This window comes from Leisingera sp. S232 (assembly GCF_049800895.1).
Taxonomy (GTDB): Bacteria; Pseudomonadota; Alphaproteobacteria; order Rhodobacterales; family Rhodobacteraceae; genus Leisingera.
Window position 1 is genome coordinate 17,956 of record NZ_JBNAFX010000002.1, and the last position, 15,900, is coordinate 33,855.

15 protein-coding genes and 1 pseudogene are annotated in these 15,900 nt (G+C 62.0%); 8 read left to right on the top strand and 8 right to left on the bottom strand.

Annotation, left to right across the window (positions count from 1 at the left end):
* Positions 1-153 precede the first annotated feature (153 nt).
* Positions 154-462, bottom strand: coding sequence for a SelT/SelW/SelH family protein (locus ACP151_RS01625; RefSeq protein WP_424977091.1), 309 nt, complete (start codon positions 460-462; stop codon positions 154-156).
* Positions 463-465: 3 nt separating this feature from the next.
* Positions 466-1,629 (bottom strand): acyl-CoA dehydrogenase family protein, encoded by a 1,164-nt coding sequence (locus ACP151_RS01630; RefSeq protein ID WP_424977092.1) that lies wholly within the window; start codon positions 1,627-1,629, stop codon positions 466-468.
* Positions 1,630-1,709: 80 nt separating this feature from the next.
* Between ACP151_RS01630 and ACP151_RS01635 the strand changes: the two genes are divergently transcribed.
* On the top strand, positions 1,710-2,648 hold the full coding sequence (locus ACP151_RS01635; RefSeq protein ID WP_424977093.1) for a GlxA family transcriptional regulator: 939 nt from the start codon (positions 1,710-1,712) through the stop codon (positions 2,646-2,648).
* On the opposite strand, the gene ACP151_RS01640 is transcribed toward ACP151_RS01635, so the two are convergent.
* Positions 2,645-3,835: a hypothetical protein gene (locus tag ACP151_RS01640; protein ID WP_424977094.1), complete on the bottom strand. Its 1,191-nt coding sequence runs from the start codon at positions 3,833-3,835 to the stop codon at positions 2,645-2,647. The genes ACP151_RS01635 and ACP151_RS01640 overlap by 4 nt on opposite strands.
* Positions 3,836-3,916: 81 nt before the next feature.
* A pseudogene (locus ACP151_RS01645) lies at positions 3,917-4,338 on the bottom strand (VOC family protein).
* Between the two features lie 165 nt (positions 4,339-4,503).
* Between ACP151_RS01645 and ade the strand changes: the two are divergent.
* The 7 genes from ade to msrA all read left to right on the top strand — a co-directional run bounded on the left by ade (position 4,504) and on the right by msrA (position 11,006).
* Positions 4,504-6,306 (top strand): adenine deaminase, encoded by a 1,803-nt coding sequence (gene ade / locus ACP151_RS01650; RefSeq protein WP_424977095.1) that lies wholly within the window; start codon positions 4,504-4,506, stop codon positions 6,304-6,306.
* The gene (locus ACP151_RS01655) at positions 6,303-7,769 is read left to right on the top strand and encodes an AMP nucleosidase (RefSeq protein WP_424977096.1); all 1,467 of its coding nucleotides are present in this window, start codon (positions 6,303-6,305) and stop codon (positions 7,767-7,769) included. Before ade ends, ACP151_RS01655 begins: the two co-directional genes overlap by 4 nt.
* A gap of 139 nt (positions 7,770-7,908) precedes the next feature.
* The gene (locus tag ACP151_RS01660; RefSeq protein ID WP_019297532.1) at positions 7,909-8,196 is read left to right on the top strand and encodes an HU family DNA-binding protein; all 288 of its coding nucleotides are present in this window, start codon (positions 7,909-7,911) and stop codon (positions 8,194-8,196) included.
* Positions 8,197-8,360: 164 nt separating this feature from the next.
* Positions 8,361-9,266 carry a DMT family transporter gene (locus ACP151_RS01665; protein ID WP_424977097.1) on the top strand — a complete coding sequence of 302 codons (906 nt, stop codon included), beginning with the start codon at positions 8,361-8,363 and terminating at the stop codon, positions 9,264-9,266.
* Positions 9,267-9,377: 111 nt separating this feature from the next.
* Complete coding sequence (locus tag ACP151_RS01670) at positions 9,378-9,941, top strand: DUF4202 domain-containing protein (protein WP_424977098.1); 564 nt, start codon at positions 9,378-9,380, stop codon at positions 9,939-9,941.
* Positions 9,942-10,044: 103 nt separating this feature from the next.
* Positions 10,045-10,494, top strand: a complete 450-nt coding sequence (msrB, locus tag ACP151_RS01675) for a peptide-methionine (R)-S-oxide reductase MsrB (RefSeq protein WP_424977099.1) — start codon at positions 10,045-10,047, stop codon at positions 10,492-10,494.
* The gene (gene msrA / locus ACP151_RS01680; protein WP_424977100.1) at positions 10,491-11,006 is read left to right on the top strand and encodes a peptide-methionine (S)-S-oxide reductase MsrA; all 516 of its coding nucleotides are present in this window, start codon (positions 10,491-10,493) and stop codon (positions 11,004-11,006) included. Before msrB ends, msrA begins: the two co-directional genes overlap by 4 nt.
* 146 nt (positions 11,007-11,152) lie before the next feature.
* Here the strand turns inward: msrA and ACP151_RS01685 are convergent, their stop codons facing one another.
* The 4 genes from ACP151_RS01685 to mtgA form a co-directional block, all read right to left on the bottom strand.
* The gene (locus tag ACP151_RS01685) at positions 11,153-13,159 is read right to left on the bottom strand and encodes a hydantoinase/oxoprolinase N-terminal domain-containing protein (RefSeq protein ID WP_424977101.1); all 2,007 of its coding nucleotides are present in this window, start codon (positions 13,157-13,159) and stop codon (positions 11,153-11,155) included.
* Positions 13,160-13,231: 72 nt separating this feature from the next.
* Positions 13,232-14,275 (bottom strand): tRNA epoxyqueuosine(34) reductase QueG, encoded by a 1,044-nt coding sequence (gene queG, locus ACP151_RS01690; protein ID WP_424977102.1) that lies wholly within the window; start codon positions 14,273-14,275, stop codon positions 13,232-13,234.
* A 69-nt stretch (positions 14,276-14,344) separates the two neighbouring features.
* On the bottom strand, positions 14,345-15,010 hold the full coding sequence (locus ACP151_RS01695) for a glutathione S-transferase family protein (RefSeq protein WP_424977103.1): 666 nt from the start codon (positions 15,008-15,010) through the stop codon (positions 14,345-14,347).
* Between the two features lie 66 nt (positions 15,011-15,076).
* Positions 15,077-15,814 carry a monofunctional biosynthetic peptidoglycan transglycosylase gene (mtgA, locus tag ACP151_RS01700; protein ID WP_424977104.1) on the bottom strand — a complete coding sequence of 246 codons (738 nt, stop codon included), beginning with the start codon at positions 15,812-15,814 and terminating at the stop codon, positions 15,077-15,079.
* Between the last annotated feature and the right edge of the window lie 86 nt (positions 15,815-15,900).

Consider the following 15,900-nt stretch of genomic DNA (forward strand, 5'->3'; position numbering starts at 1 on the left):
GCAACTTTGTTTGCGCGGTACAGGCGGGGACGCCGATGACCGCGCCAGGAGAAGGCCCCCGGTTGCGGCGCTGCCCTCCGGGGGCTGGATCTGATCTCAATCTTCTTCTGGCCTTAAAATATCCTCGCCGAAGGCGAAACATGGCGTTCGGTTTCAAGATGTCGGCCGGTCGAGATGGCCTAGATTCAAGTCCGGGTCAATCCGGTCACGCACGCGGGTTTTCAGCTCTTTCACGTCAGGAAAGCCGCCGTCCCGTTTGCGTTCCCAAATCAGCTCCTTGTCTACATGGATCTCAAAGACCCCGCCCAGATCTCCGGGAACCAGTGTCACCCCGCCCAAGGCGCCCTGGAAAGTCTGCAGCAGTTCCTGCGCCATCCAGCCTGCCCTCAGCAGCCAGTTGCAGCCGGTGCAGTAGGTAATGGTAACGGTGGGTTTCTCTGGGGCGGTCCCGGAGTGGGTCATGGATCAGCCTCCGACGGCGCGCAGCATCTCGCGGCTGATGATGTGCCGCTGGATTTCACTGGTGCCTTCCCAGATACGTTCGACCCGCGCGTCGCGCCAGATGCGTTCAAGCGGCAGCTCGTCCATCAGGCCCATGCCGCCGTGGATCTGGATCGCCTCATCAGCCACCATCGCCAGCATCTCTGTGGCCTTCAGCTTGGCCATCGACATATCGGCCTCGGTGACGGTGCCCTGGTCGAATTTCCAGCCCGCCTCCCAGGTCAAGAGGTTCGCTGCCTTCAGCTCCAGCGCCATATCGGCCAGTTTGAAGGAGATGCCCTGGAACTTGCCGATCTGCTGACCGAACTGCTTGCGCTCTGCCGCGTAGCTGAGTGAGTGTTCCAGCGCCCGTTCCGCGCGGCCCAGACAGGTGGCTGCGACCTGTAGGCGGGTGGCGCCCAGCCAGGTATTGGCAACCTCAAAGCCCTTGTCGACCTCACCCAGAATAGCCGAGGATGGCAGGCGGCAGTCGTCGAACTCCAGCACCGCGTTGGTATAGCCACGGTGGCTGACGTTGCCGTAACCGTCGCGGACCTCGAAACCCGGCGTCCCCTTGTCGACAAAAAAGGCGGTGATCTTTTTCTTTGGCCCACGCGGGGTGTCCTCAACGCCGGTGGCCATGAAGCAGATGGCAAAATCGGCGATGTCGGCGTGGCTGATGAAATGCTTGGTACCATTCAGGATCCAGTCATCGCCGTCCTGACGCGCGGTGGCCTTCATGCCGCGCAGGTCCGAGCCCGCATCCGGCTCGGTCATCGCCAGACAATCCCATTTCTCGCCCTTCATGCAAGGGAACAGGTATTTTTCCTTCTGCTCCTCGGTGCCTGCCAGCAGAATGTTCGAAGGCCGTGCAACGCCGGTCCAGTGCAGCGCGTAATTGGCGCGGCCCAGCTCCTTTTCATACATCAGCCAGGTCAGGGTATCGAGACCGGCACCGCCCACCTCCTCGGGCATGTTGGCGGCATAAAGGCCAGCCTCCATCGCCTTCTTCTGCACATCGCGGATCACATCCATGTCCAGATGGCCGGTGCGCTCAATCTCCGCCTCATGCGGATACAGCTCCTTCTCCACAAAGGCACGGGTGGTCTCAACGATCATCGACTGTTCTTCGGTCATACCGAACTGCATGGCGGTCTTCCTTCGGCAAATCTGTTGCCAATCAGAATAGGCGCCTTGTGCCCCCTCATCATGCAAAGATAGAAGAAATCATGCACAATTGGGAAAAAGATAACGCTGCAGCGCGGCAAACAGATGTGCTGCTGTTTGATGCCTTCTCGGCCCATTGCCTGGCCAACACTGTCGAGCCGCTGCGGGCTGCCAACACATTCGCCGGGCGGCAGGTCTATGCCTGGCGGTTCCTGACGCTGGACGGCGAACCGGCTGTATCGTCGTCTGGCATGGAAGTGCGGGCGCATGGGCGGCTGGCGGACTGCAGCGGGGATCTGCTGATTGCGATGCCGTCTTATGACTTTTTGCGCCACACCACAGTGGCCACCGCGCGGGCGCTGAAATCAGCCTCCCGCCGCTATAATGTGCTGGCAGGCTTTGACACCGGTGCCTGGCTGCTGGCGCAGGCCGGGTTGCTGGACGGGCGACAGGCGACGATCCACTGGGAGGAACTCAACCGATTTACCGAGACCTTCCCGCAGGTGCAGGCCGAACGCGCGCGGCAGGTCTGGGACGGCGACCGTATCACCTGCACCGGTGCGCTGGCGGCCTTTGACACCATGATGAAACTGATTGGTGAACAACACGGCGCCGCTCTGCGGCTGGAGGTCGCCACCCTGTTCATGGCGCCTGACGCGACCGAAACCCAGGACCCGATACTGGTGCATGGCAAATCCGTCGCCCGCGCGGTTGCGGTGATGCAGGCCAACCTGGAGACCCCTCTGCCCATTGCTGCGGTGGCACGTCAGGCGGGCCGCAGCCAAAAGGATCTGGAGGTCCGGATGAAGGCGGAACTCAGTGCCACGCCACAAGCCGTTTACCGGCGGTTGCGGCTGATACAGGCCAGAAAGCTCGTGTTAGAGACAGTTCTGAGTGTATCTGAAATTGCCCTGCGCTGCGGCTATGACGACCCCAGCGCCCTCACCCGCGCCTTCAAAGCAGAGTTTGGAGCCACACCGCGTGCCTTGCGCAGCAGCTAGCCCTGCTTGGCCGTCATCCATTGGTTCAGCCGCCACAGCCCCCAGGCCAGCGGGATCGCTGCCAGCCCGCCGATTACATAGGCCAGCGGTTCAGCCGCGAAGGTTTCGAACATCTGCGTGTAGCCGTGGATCGCAGCAAAAGTCAGCGCCGCATTGAATAGACCGCGCTGATGCCGCTGCGCAGCCCAGAAGATCACCACTGCCAGTATGGCGGCCCAAAGCACGGAATAGACACCTTCGGAGATGAACAGCGCGCTGTCGCGGAAGGCATCGCGCGCCGCGGAATACGTCTCCCAGTCCTTATACCCGTCTCTGTAACGGCCCGGCCCCCAGACGGTTTCTCCCACCACATCGCCCCACAGCGACCCAACAAGCGCGCAGAGATTGGCCACCACAAAGCCCAGGGTTGCCAAGATACGCAGGTGCCGGGCGTCACGTTCAACCAGGCGGGAGGCGCCCCAGACACAGAGCACGATCAGCAGCACCATCTGCAGGATCGTCAGCGTCGATTCCGGCGAATAGAACACATAGGCCGCGTGGAAATAGCTGGTGCCGGTCTCCATCATCTGCGCAAAGGGGGCAATCGCCAGGGCAGTGACAAAGCGCACGTCCACCAGCCAGCCGACTGCTGCCAGCGCGGCGGCATAATACAGCAGCGCAAGGTTCCGCAGCGGCGAGCCGATTTCATACTGCTGCAACAGCAGTTCCATCCCCGCCAGATGCATCGCAAGCCCCATCAGCAGGATCGCCCCCAGCACAAATCCCGCGGACCAGGCGCCGTGCCGCCAGCGCCAGGCGCAGATCAGCGCCACCAGCGCGCCGACGGGCAGCATCACCCAGCCGGCAATGTCTTCATATTTGTCCGCCAGTTCGATCGAGGCACCGCCCATCAGCATGCCAGCCCCGATCAGCGTGGCTGAATTGCCGAACATCCGCAGCGTCTCGCTACCGCGCGCCAGAACGGCCAGCCCGCCGCCCAGCATCAGGATACCGGTCACCGCCACCGCCAGCGGATCCGCCAGCCAAAAAATGAACCCGGCAGTGGCCGCGATGATCCCGAAACACAGGATCGCATTCACCGCCAGCGAAACCATCACTTCGCGTGAACGCGCCTCTATCCTGCGGGCCTGATCCGCAGTCAGCACCCCCTCCTCAACCAAAGCAGTTGTGTCGGCAATGGCGTGCATCAGCGGTCCCTCTCGGCATCAAAGTTGTCGGCCAGCATGGACTGGCCATCAAACAGAGGAAAGGGGAGGAATTCCCTGCCCTTACCCCTTGGGTTGGCTCGGCACCCAGGCATATCCGTTTTCACACAAGATATAGGCCTCGCGCAGGCCATGCGGCTTGTCGGTGGGGGCTGAAGGATCGTGAAGCCTGCGGCCTCTGCCCGTGCTACGGCGTCATCTGGATCGGCGTCATAGAGCCGGATTTCAATCCCTGCGCCGCGTGGCGGGTTCTCCGGCAACAGCCCCAGCAACAGATTTTCCACATAAGTACCGTCCCTGTGCAGCTGAAACAGCTGACTACCGTAGGAGACGATAGCAAAGTCCCACGTGGCCTGATGACCCTTCATGGCGAAAACAGTCTCTAAAAAGGTGATTTCAGCAAGAACATCGCGCACCAGCAAGTTGATTCCGATCCCGCGCAGAGAACGACCAAAGCTGTCTGCGTCCACAGTCTGGTAGTCCATGCCAATTCCTCCGCAAAAGAAACTCTTGCAACCTGTCGCTGAAACCCACGCGGCCACAAAACAAAATGCGTCAACCTTCGGCGCATTTCCACCGCCTACATACAGCTTTGATGGCAAAGCCGGCAATCCGCTTGCCTTCCCGCCCGCAATCGGAACAATTGGATTATGTCAGAAAACATTTTTCCGAGCTGGCCCGACTCCGCCCCGAAACTTATTGATGTTGCTGCCGGCCGCGCCCCTGCGGACGTGGTGATCCGGCAGGGGATCTGGGTCAATGTTCACACCCGCGAGCAGCTGCCCGCCCATGATATTGCCATTGTGGCCGGGCGCATCGCCTACGTCGGGCCTGATGCCTCTTATTGCACCGGCCCAGACACGCAGATCATCGAGGCCAAGGGCCGCTACATGATCCCCGGCCTGTGCGACGCACATATGCATATTGAGAGCGGCATGCTGACGCCCGCGGAATTTGCCCGCGCGGTGATCCCGCATGGCACCACTTCGATGTTCACAGACCCGCATGAGATCGCCAATGTGCTGGGTCTGGACGGCGTGCGCTATATGCATGATGAGGCGCTGATGCAGCCGGTCAATATATTCACCCAGATGCCCAGCTGCGCGCCGTCGGCGCCGGGTCTGGAAACCACCGGCCATGAAATCACCCCCGAAGATGTGGCGGAGGCGATGGAATGGCCCGGCATCATCGGGCTGGGCGAGATGATGAACTTCCCCGGTGTTGCAGGTGCCGACCCCAAGATGCTGGCCGAAATTGCCGCGACCCAACGGGCGGGAAAAACCGTAGGTGGCCATTACGCCTCCCCTGATTTGGGTCCGGATTTCGCTGCCTATGTGGCCGGCGGCCCGGCAGACGATCACGAGGGCACCTGCGAAGCCGACGCCATCGCCCGGGTGCGCCAGGGGATGCGCTCGATGATGCGGCTGGGCTCTGCCTGGTACGATATCGAAAGCCAGATCACTGCCGTCACTGAAAAAGGTCTGGACCCACGCAGTTTCATTCTGTGCACCGATGATTGCCACTCTGGCACACTGGTCAATGACGGCCATATGAACCGGGTGGTGCGCCATGCCATCGCCTGCGGCTGTGATCCGGTGGTTGCCTTGCAGATGGCGACCATCAACACCGCCACCCATTTCGGGCTGGAGCGCGAGATCGGCTCGATCACCCCCGGACGGCGCGCTGATGTGATCCTGACCTCCGACCTGCGTGAACTGCCAATCGAGGTGGTTATTGCCCGTGGCCGGATCGTGGCAGAATCAGGCTCTATCAAGGTGGATTGCCCGCATTTTGACTGGCCCGCCAGTGCCCGTGGCACGGTGCATCTGGGGAAAGAACTGACAGCCAAGAACTTTGAGCTGGCCGCGCCCGAGGGCGCCAATGTGGTCACCGCAAATGTGATTGGCGTGGTCGAAAATCAGGCACCGACCAAGGCACTGCAGGCTGAACTGCCGGTGCAGGACGGACTGGTCGAGGGTACAAGTGAGGTCTGCCAAATTGCCCTGGTCGAACGCCACCGCGGCACTGGCGGCGTCACCAATGCCTTTGTCTCAGGCTTTGGCTATACCGGTAAAATGGCCATGGCCTCCACCGTGGCACATGACAGCCACCATATGATCGTGGTCGGCACCGACCGCGAACAGATGGCGCTGGCAGCCAACCGCCTGGCCGAAGTCGGCGGCGGCGTCACCCTGTTCTGCGAGGGCGCGGAGCAGGCGCTGGTCGAACTGCCAATTGCTGGCCTGATGTCCGACAGCCCCGCCACAGATGTCGCCGCCAAAGCCGAACAGCTGGGCGGGGCAATGCAGGCCAGCGGCTGCAGTCTGAACAACGCTTATATGCAGCATTCGCTTTTGGCACTGGTCGTGATCCCGGAACTCAGGATTTCCGACCTGGGCCTTGTCGATGTCCGTACCTTTCAGAAAATTCCGGTGATTGAGGCCGCGCAATGATAACAACAAAACACCCGGGGCACCCGGCCGACGAAGTTTTCAATGATGCCACCAAGGCAGTGGAGCGGCTGGAACTGCTTTATAATCAGGCGACTGGTTTTCTCTGTGATGAATTTGTTCGGGCAATGGCGGACGGCGCCCCGGGCAACCAGCGCATCCGGGCCTATTACCCGGAAATCCGCTTCTCCACCTCCAGTTTTGCGCAGGTGGACAGCCGTCTCAGCTTTGGCCATGTGTCATCGCCCGGCACCTATGCCACCACGGTGACGCGGCCCGATCTGTTCCGGAATTACCTGATTCAGCAAATCTCCCTGTTGATACGCAACCACGGCCAGCCAGTGACCATTGCGGTCTCGGACACGCCGATACCGGTTCATTTTGCGGTGGCCTCTCGGCCCGACCTGAGCGTGCCTCAGGATGGTGCTGCAGGCTTCACTCTGCGCGATGTTTTCGACGTTCCGGACCTGTCCACAACCAACGACGACATCGTCAATGGCACCTACCAATCCGCCAACGGCACCGGCCCGCTCGCGTTGTTCACAGCCCAGCGCATCGACTATTCTCTGGCCCGGCTCAACCATTACACCGCAACCAGTGCCGAACATTTCCAGAACCACGTTCTGTTCACGAACTACCAGTTTTACGTGGCAGAGTTCGAAGCCTATGCCCGTGCGCAGCTGGCTGATCCGACGAGCGGCTACACCGGTTTTGTCAGCACCGGCGACCACGTGATCACCGATCCGGCGGCTGAGATCCCGGACGTCAGCAAGCTGCCGCAAATGCCCACCTATCACCTGAAGCGGGCAGACGGGAGCGGCATCACCCTGGTCAACATCGGTGTCGGCCCGTCCAACGCCAAAACTGCCACCGACCACATCGCAGTTCTGCGTCCGCACGCCTGGCTGATGGTCGGCCATTGCGCCGGTCTGCGCAACACCCAGGCGCTTGGGGATTTCGTGCTAGCGCATGGCTATCTGCGGGACGATCATGTGCTGGATGATGACCTGCCGGTCTGGACCCCGATCCCGGCGCTGGCGGAAATCCAGGTCGCACTGGAGGAAGCCGTCGCAGAGATCACCGAATATGAAGGCTTCGACCTCAAGCGGATCATGCGCACCGGCACCGTCGCCACCATCGACAACCGCAACTGGGAGCTGCGCGACCAGTCCGGCCCGGTGCAACGCCTAAGCCAGTCCCGCGCTGTGGCGCTAGATATGGAAAGCGCCACCATCGCTGCCAATGGCTACCGCTTCCGGGTCCCCTACGGCACGCTGCTGTGTGTTTCGGACAAGCCACTGCACGGAGAATTAAAGCTGCCGGGCATGGCATCAGACTTCTACCGGACACAGGTTGCGCGGCATCTGCAAATCGGCATAAGAGCCATGGAACGCCTGCGTGGCATGCCATTGGAGCGCCTGCACAGCCGGAAATTGCGCTCATTCGACGAAACAGCCTTCCTCTAAGGCCGGTTTTCGCGAATTTCCTAGAAAAAATGCCCCTTTTTGCCTGCTCTGCGCACTCAAGAAGTTGTGTTATGCCACAACATAACGATAATGTCCCGCAATGAGGCCCCACAGTTCGGGCAGTTTAAGGAGACGAAGAATGTCCAAACCGATGACCAAAACCCAGCTTGTTGCCGCTCTGGCCGAAGAAATGGGCAGCGACAAGAAAGTCGCAGGCTCCGCTCTGGAAGCGGTCTGTTCGCTGATCACCCGCGAAGTGTCGGGTGGCGGTGCTGTGACTTTGCCGGGCGTCGGCAAGATCTACTGCCGCGAGCGCCCCGAGCGCGAAGTGCGCAACCCGGCCACCGGTGAGAAGTTCACCAAAGAAGCCGACAAGGTGGTGAAAATGACCATCGCCAAAGCGCTGAAAGACAGCGTGAACGGTTGATCCCGGACATATTCCGGATGGTTTCAGGGCTGCCCTCTGCGGGCGGCCCTTTTCTTTTGCCCCGCAAGCCCGGCCAACAGTTCGCCCGCCAGCGCAACGAACCAGATTGCTTGCACTCATCCAGCAATTCCCCGAAGCTCTGCCGCGGGAGAAAGGATTTCACGATGGATGCGCGCGCAATCGCCATGGGGCTTGCCTTTGCCCTGATGTGGTCTTCTGCCTTTACCTCAGCCCGGATCATCGTCCAGGACGCCTCGCCGCTGTTCTCGCTGGCGGTCCGGTTCCTGATCTCCGGCCTGATCGGCGTCGCTATTGCGCGCGCCATGGGTCAGACTTGGCGACTGACACCGGGGCAATGGCGTGCCACGGTGATTTTCGGCCTCTGCCAGAATGCGCTCTATCTCGGCCTCAACTTCGTTGCCATGCAATGGATCGAGGCCTCTCTCGCCGCCATCATCGCCTCCACCATGCCGCTCCTGGTGGCGCTGGTCGGCTGGATGCTGTTTGGCGAACGGTTGCGGCCCCTGGGCTACGCTGGGCTGGCAGCGGGCGTTCTGGGTGTCGGGATGATCATGGGCACACGCCTCAGCGCCGGGGTGGACATGCTTGGCGTCGGTCTTTGCGTGATCGGCGTGCTTGCTCTGACCACTGCAACGCTTGCCCTGCGCGGTGCAACGTCAGGCGGCAACTTCATGATGGTCGTCGGCCTTCAGATGCTGGTAGGCTCTGCCATTCTGTTTGCCGCCGCACCGCTGACAGAGGAGATATTCGTCATCCCCACCTGGCGTCTGGCTGCGGCGTTCGCCTACACCACCATCGTGCCGGGACTGATGGCCACCTTCATCTGGGTGCTGCTCCTGAACCGCATCGGTGCGGTGCGCGCCGCCACCTTTCACTTCCTGAACCCGGTGTTCGGCGTAGCGGTTGCCAGTGTCCTGCTGGGCGAAAAGCTGGGGCCGCTCGATCTTTTGGGCGTGGCCATCGTCACTGGCGGCATTCTCGCCGTGCAGCTGGCCCGCCAGACCGGAAACCCGCAGACCAAGCCCTCCCGCGCGGCAAGTCCGGGCTAACGCCCGCCCCTGCCCCTTGGGCCCGGCGCCGCTGCCGCGGCGCGGCCCCGTTGCAACCCGTCGCGTTAAGAGCGTAACCTGCGTTTCAACGACTTAGCAGGAGGACGCGGCATGAGCGCGCAACTGACCCAAGTGCTGGCAGCCATTGACGCCGCCAATGCCAAGGACCCCGCACAGGAAGACGGCCAGCCCGCCGCGCTGATCTACGGGCAGCGGATGAGCGCGGAACAGGAACGCCTGTACCCGGACGCATCGGAGCCACTGCAGATCGCTGCCCGTGGTCAGCATGTGGAACGCTGGAAGCTGGAGCGCAGCACCTACCCCGAAGGCCGCACCGGCTATCTTGCCTGGCGCAAGGCCGAGGCGGAGCACCATGCCGAAGTCGTCACCCAGCTGATGCAGAAAGCAGGTTACAGCGCTGCAGACACTGACGCCGCCGCCCGCATGCTGCGCAAGGAAGGCATCAAACGGGATGACCAGGTGCAGGCGCTGGAAGACATCATCTGCTTTGTCTTCCTGAAATGGTACTTTGCCCCCTTCGCCGCCAAACACCCAGGCGACAAGGTCCAGCGCATCGTCGAAAAGACCGCCCGCAAAATGTCCGCTGACGCCCGCGCCCGGGTGCTGCGAGAATTCGATCTGCCCGGCGATCTGGCCAGCGCCTTTACCGCCTGACCGGCCCCCGTTACACGGCTTTGCGAGCCGCCTGTAACAAGATTTGCATTTTCACACCCAGACCCCATGTTCTGCAGCACATACGAACAGGCGGGAGGACATCATGACCAAATACTTCAAAAACCCGGACGCCATTGCCGCCCTTTCAGAAGAAGAATTCTACGTCACTCAGAATTCCGGCACCGAACGCCCCGGCACCGGCAAGCTGCTCTCCAACAAGGAACCGGGCATCTACGTCGACATCGTTTCGGACGAGCCGCTGTTTGCCTCCTCCGACAAATATGAATCCGGCTGCGGCTGGCCCAGTTTCACCAAGCCAATTGAGCCCGCGCATATCCAGGAACTGGAAGATCGCGCCCTCGGCATGATCCGCACCGAGGTCCGTTCGACCCATGGCGACAGCCATCTGGGCCATGTGTTCCCGGACGGACCGACGGACCGCGGCGGCCTGCGCTACTGCATCAACTCCGCCTCCCTGCGCTTTGTGCATCTGGACGACATGGAGGCCGAAGGCTATGGCGCCTACATCAACCAAGTGGAGGTCGTGAAATGAGCAGCACCGAACGCGCCGTCCTGGCAGGCGGCTGTTTCTGGGGCATGCAGGAGCTGATCCGCAAACGCCCCGGCATCATCAGCACCCGCGTCGGCTACACCGGCGGCGATGTGCCCAATGCCACCTACAAGAATCACGGCACCCATGCCGAAGGGATCGAGATCATTTTTGACCCTGCCACCACGACCTTTCGGGAACAGCTGGAGTTCTTCTTCCAGATCCACGATCCGACCACGCCGAACCGTCAGGGCAACGACCTCGGCGCCAGCTACCGATCGGCGATCTACTACGCAGACGAGACCCAGAAACAGGTGGCCCTCGACACCATCGCCGATGTCGACGCCTCTGGGCTCTGGCCCGGCAAGGTGATCACCGAACTGGAGCCGGTTGGCGATTTCTGGGAAGCCGAGCCCGAGCATCAGGATTATCTGCAACGCCTTCCCAATGGCTACACCTGCCATTTCGCGCGCCCCGATTGGGTGCTGCCAAAACGCGACGCCGCCACAGAATAGGCTCTAACCAAGCTGTTTTCAGCCCCGCCCTCAGACGGGGCTTTACATTTCCAGCGCAATTCAAACCCCGGCGCTTCTTTCTGGTCAGAAATACCCCCGCCGGAGGCCGCGGGTTCTCGTAGAGAACCCGCTTGCCTGAAACACGGTCAATCGTGCGCCACTCGTGGCCGCCCGCTGGCTTCCACCGTCAGCGTGCCTTCCACAAAGACCTCCCGCGATTCCACCTGCGCTGTGCGGATATCCCTCTCCACATGCACGTGGATATCCTCGGCACCGGCGTCTTCCGCCGCGCCGCGCGCCCCATCCGTCAGCGCTACCTCCAGCGCCGCCAGAGCCTCGTCTGGGTCCTGGTAATCCTTCGGCCCACTCTCCAGATGCACTCGGTATTTGCCCTCAGACGGAGAGGTCACAGTGCCGCTGCGCCGCATGGTCACACGCCCCACCACCGCGCCGATGGCATTGGCAACACCTGCATGCTCCGGCAGGATCATGTTGCAATGCAGCCGCGCACCCACCGCAGGGTAGTAACTGGGGGCGGAGGCACCCAATCCCACCACATCCACATTCAACGATGCATCCAGCGACAGCAGTCCACGGTGCTTGACCAGCCCCCTCTGCAGCAGCACATGCCGTGCCAGCTGATCGGCCGGCAAACCGAAATCCTCGACCTCTTCCGCAAAAACAGACTCTAACAGGGTCAAAGCGGTCTGCTCCGTCAGCTGATCAATGATCATCTGCGCCAGTATTTCTGCATCTCTGGCCGCCATATCGCCGCTGCCCACCCGGCGACGAGCAAACAGCGTCAGCGCCTTTTCTGCCGCCTCCCGGTCCCAGGCATCAACCCGGCCCAACACGTGGCTGGCGTCCGACGGCGTCACCCCCGAAACCTGTACCAGCCCGCGGTCCACCAGCCGGTTCAGCGAACCATGCTCCATCCGGGTACGCAGGATCTGCCCCAAGGGATGCACCTGCATTCCGATCCGCGCCAGCAGCCCGGCGTCGCGCTCGCTCAGGCCCGCCACCGGCACACCCGGCACAGCCCGTACAAAGCGCCCGTCAAATTCGCCTACCGTCGAATTGCGTAGCTGTTCATCCAGTGCCGCATGCACCAACTCTGGCGAGTCGGCGGCAATCAGCGACACTGGCACCACCCGTCGCGGCCCCAATGTCAGCCCGCCAGAAAGCCCGCTGGTGTTCAGATGCACCTGACTATCACCGCCCAAACCGGTGGTGCGCATTGCCACCGCCTCAACCATGGTGCGAAATGCACCGACCCGCGCGCCCGCGGGATCAATCGCTGGCTTGCCGTCCTTGATCAGCGCCACATCCGTCGTGGTGCCGCCAATGTCGCTGACCAGCGCATGATCTGCCCCGGTCATCCAGCGCGCGCCCACGATCGAAGCCGCAGGCCCTGAAAGAATCGTCTCAATCGGCCGCTCCCGCGCCTGCTCACCGCTCATCAGCGCACCGTCGCCGCGCACCACCATCATCGGCGCCTCGATCCCCAGGTCGCGCAGAGTGTCCTGCGCCCGGCCGATCAATCGGTCGATCATGCCGATCAACCGCGCATTCAGCACCGCTGTCACCGCCCGCTTGGGTCCATTCAGCTTGGCTGACAGCTGGTGCGAGCAGGTGGCCGGCGCGCCGGTCATCTCGTGAATGATCCGGGCGGCCTCCACCTCATGCGCCGGATTGCGGGTGGCAAAAACACTGGCCACCGCAAAACCCGTTACCCCCTGCCCTTCGGTGCGCAGGAACATCTCCAGCGCTTCCGTGTCCAAGGGCGTGGCTTCACTGCCGGCATGGGTGTGGCCACCGGCAATCACCAGTGCAGGATCGCCCTTCAGCGCATCCTGCAGCCCGTGCCGGTCCAGATCCGCCTCATTGAAACCGATATAGATCAGTGCCACTCGGCCGCCTTGCCCCTCGACCAGCGCATTAGTGGCCAAAGTGGTGGAAAGTGCCGCCAGCGAAACCTGCTGTGGCTGCACCCCGGACTGATCCAGCACCGCCCGGATTGCCCCACCAACGCCAATCGCCAGATCCTGACGTGTGGTCAGCGACTTGGCAGAGGCAATCACCTCCTTCTCGTCGCGGATCAGCACCGCATCCGTATAGGTTCCGCCCGTGTCCACACCCAGCAGCAACGCCATGCCCATCCCCTTCAAAGTCTGTTCGCCGGACCGGGTGTAACGCCTATTTGCGGCCCGTCCATCCTGTTTGCGTCACCAAAGCCGTTGAACCGCCCATCGCGCCGCATCCGCCACCGCCGGATCGGGATCTTCCGTCAGCCCCTGCGCCACTTCCCGCAGGTCCGGCAGGCCAGAATTGCCAATGGCGTACAGCACATTGCGCACAAGGCGGGCGCGCCCGATGCGCTTGATCGGCGAGCCGGAAAACTTCTCCCGGAATGCCCCATCATCCAGCACCGCAAGCTCCGCCAGCTTCGGCGCCTTCAACTCCTCCCGCGCGGCATAACGCATGTCGCTGGCCGCCACCGCAAACTTGTTCCAGGGGCAGGCAGCCAGACAGTCGTCGCAGCCGTAGATCCGGTTTCCCAGCTTGCTACGCAGCTTCTCTTCCACAGGTCCCTTGTGCTCAATCGTTAGGTAGGAAATGCAACGCCGCGCATCAACCTGATAAGGCGCCGGAAAAGCATCGGTCGGGCAGCTGTCCAGACAGGCCCGACAAGAGCCGCAACGGTCCCTCTCTGACTTATCCGCTGGCAACTCCAACGTGGTAAAAACCGACCCTAAAAAGGCCCAATTCCCCCAATCCCTGCTCACCAGATTGCTATGCTTGCCCTGCCAGCCCAGTCCAGCTGCCTGGCCCAAAGCCTTCTCTGGCACCGGCGCGGTATCGACAAAGACCTTCACCTCACAATCCTCACCGGCCGCGGCAATCAGCCAGCGCGCCAGCCGCTTCAGCCGCTTCTTGACCAGATCATGGTAATCCTTGTTGCGGGCATAGACCGACACAGCGCCGCGGTCCGCCTGCCCCACCACCGTCATCGGATCCTCGTCCGGCGTGTAGCTCTCGGCCAGCATGATCACCGAGCGCGCCTCGGGCCACAACAGCGCCGGATCACCCCGCCAATGGCTGCGCTCCTCCATCCAGCTCATCTGCCCGTGATAACCCGCCTCCAGAAATGCCTGCAGCCGTCCAGGCACCTGCGGCACATCCCACGGCCGACAGACCCGGCAAGAGACAAACCCCTCCGCCAGCGCCTGCGCCACCAGTTTCTCCTTGATGCCGGACCCGTCTTTCATCTTTGCCTAAATACTCCGGGGGAGCGGCCTGCAGGGCCGCGGGGGCAGCGCCCCATTGCCCGGTTGATATCAGAAATCCAGATCAGTGTAATGCGGCGGTGGACGGAACCCCGGCACCTGATCAGCCAGAATCGAGCGGAAGGCAGGCCGCGACTTGATCTTGGCGTACCAGTCCTTGACCACCGCCGAACGGTTCCAATCCACATCCGAGATATAATCCAGCGCCGACAGATGCGCTGCGGCGGCGAAATCTGCCAGTGTCATCATGTCCCCAGCCAGCCAGCGCCGGTGGTCCAAAAGCCAGGCCATATAGTCCAGATGGTACTTGATCGCCTTTGCCCCGGCCTTGACGTTGCGGCTGTCGGGATAGCCCTCGCCGGTGATCTTCTTGTTCACCCGTTCGTAAAGCAGCTTGGAAGTCACCTCATGGTGGAATTTGTCGTCAAACCAGCTGACCAGCCGGCGCACCTCGAATCGGGCCGCGGCATCCTTGGGCATCAGGGGCGGCTCAGGCCGGGTTTCCTCCAGATATTCGCAAATCGCAGCGCTTTCGGCCATCATCTGCCCGTCCAGCCGGATCACCGGCACCTTGGCGGCCGGGTTGCGGCGCAGGAAATCCGGATCCTGCTCCCAATAGCGCTCCTCGACCAGCTCAACCTCGATTTTCTTTTCCGCCAGCGACAGCCGCACCTTGCGGCAGTAGGGGGACAGAGGAACGTGGTATAGGCGCGCCATGGCTACAGAAAGTCTCCAGAAAACTTACAATGGTTGCCCCAGCAATGCCTTGACGGAAGCAAAGATTCAATCCTCGAAACAGGCCGCCCGCCCGTCTGCGCGGATGGTGGCCGCCCCATCTGCGATCTGGGCTGCCCGGCGCTGCAGAAATTTGCTGGGTCTGCGCGCCGAACGCTCCTTGGGGTTGGGCAGCACAGCTGCAATCAGTGCCGCCTGCCGCCCAGTCAGCTCATCCGGACCGACCCCGAAATACTTGCGCGCCGCAGCCTCGGCGCCGAAAACGCCCTCATCCATTTCAGCCACGTTCAAGTAGACCTCCAGAATGCGCCGCTTGCTCCAGGTAATCTCCACCAACGGGGTCAGCAGGGTTTCCAGCAGCTTGCGCGGCCAGCTGCGGCCCTGCCACAGGAACACATTCTTTACCACCTGCTGCGAAATGGTTGACCCGCCACGAGCGCCCCCGGCAGCAATCGCGGCCTGAATGGCACGGGCATCGAACCCCCAATGGCGGCAGAATTGCGCATCCTCCGCCGCCACTACTGAGCGCGCCACCACTGGGGCCATCTCGTCCAGCGGCACCCACATCCGGTCCACTTCACCCAATCGGCGCTGTTCGGCCCAGATGGTGTGGGTGATGGGCGGGTTCACCACCGAATACAAAAGAACAAGAAACAGGAACAGCGCCGCAACCGTCAGCACTGCCCGCAGCACCCAGCGCCGCAGCCAGCGCAGCGGCTGAAATCTCAGCGTCGCTGTCTTCTTGCTGCTCTTGGTTTTCTTCTTTTTTGCAACTGCCTTTGCCATGCCCCTCTATAGGACAGCAGCCCCCCGGGAACCAACCGCCAAAAGAAAAACCCCGCAAGCATTTGCCTGCGGGGCGTGTTCACAAG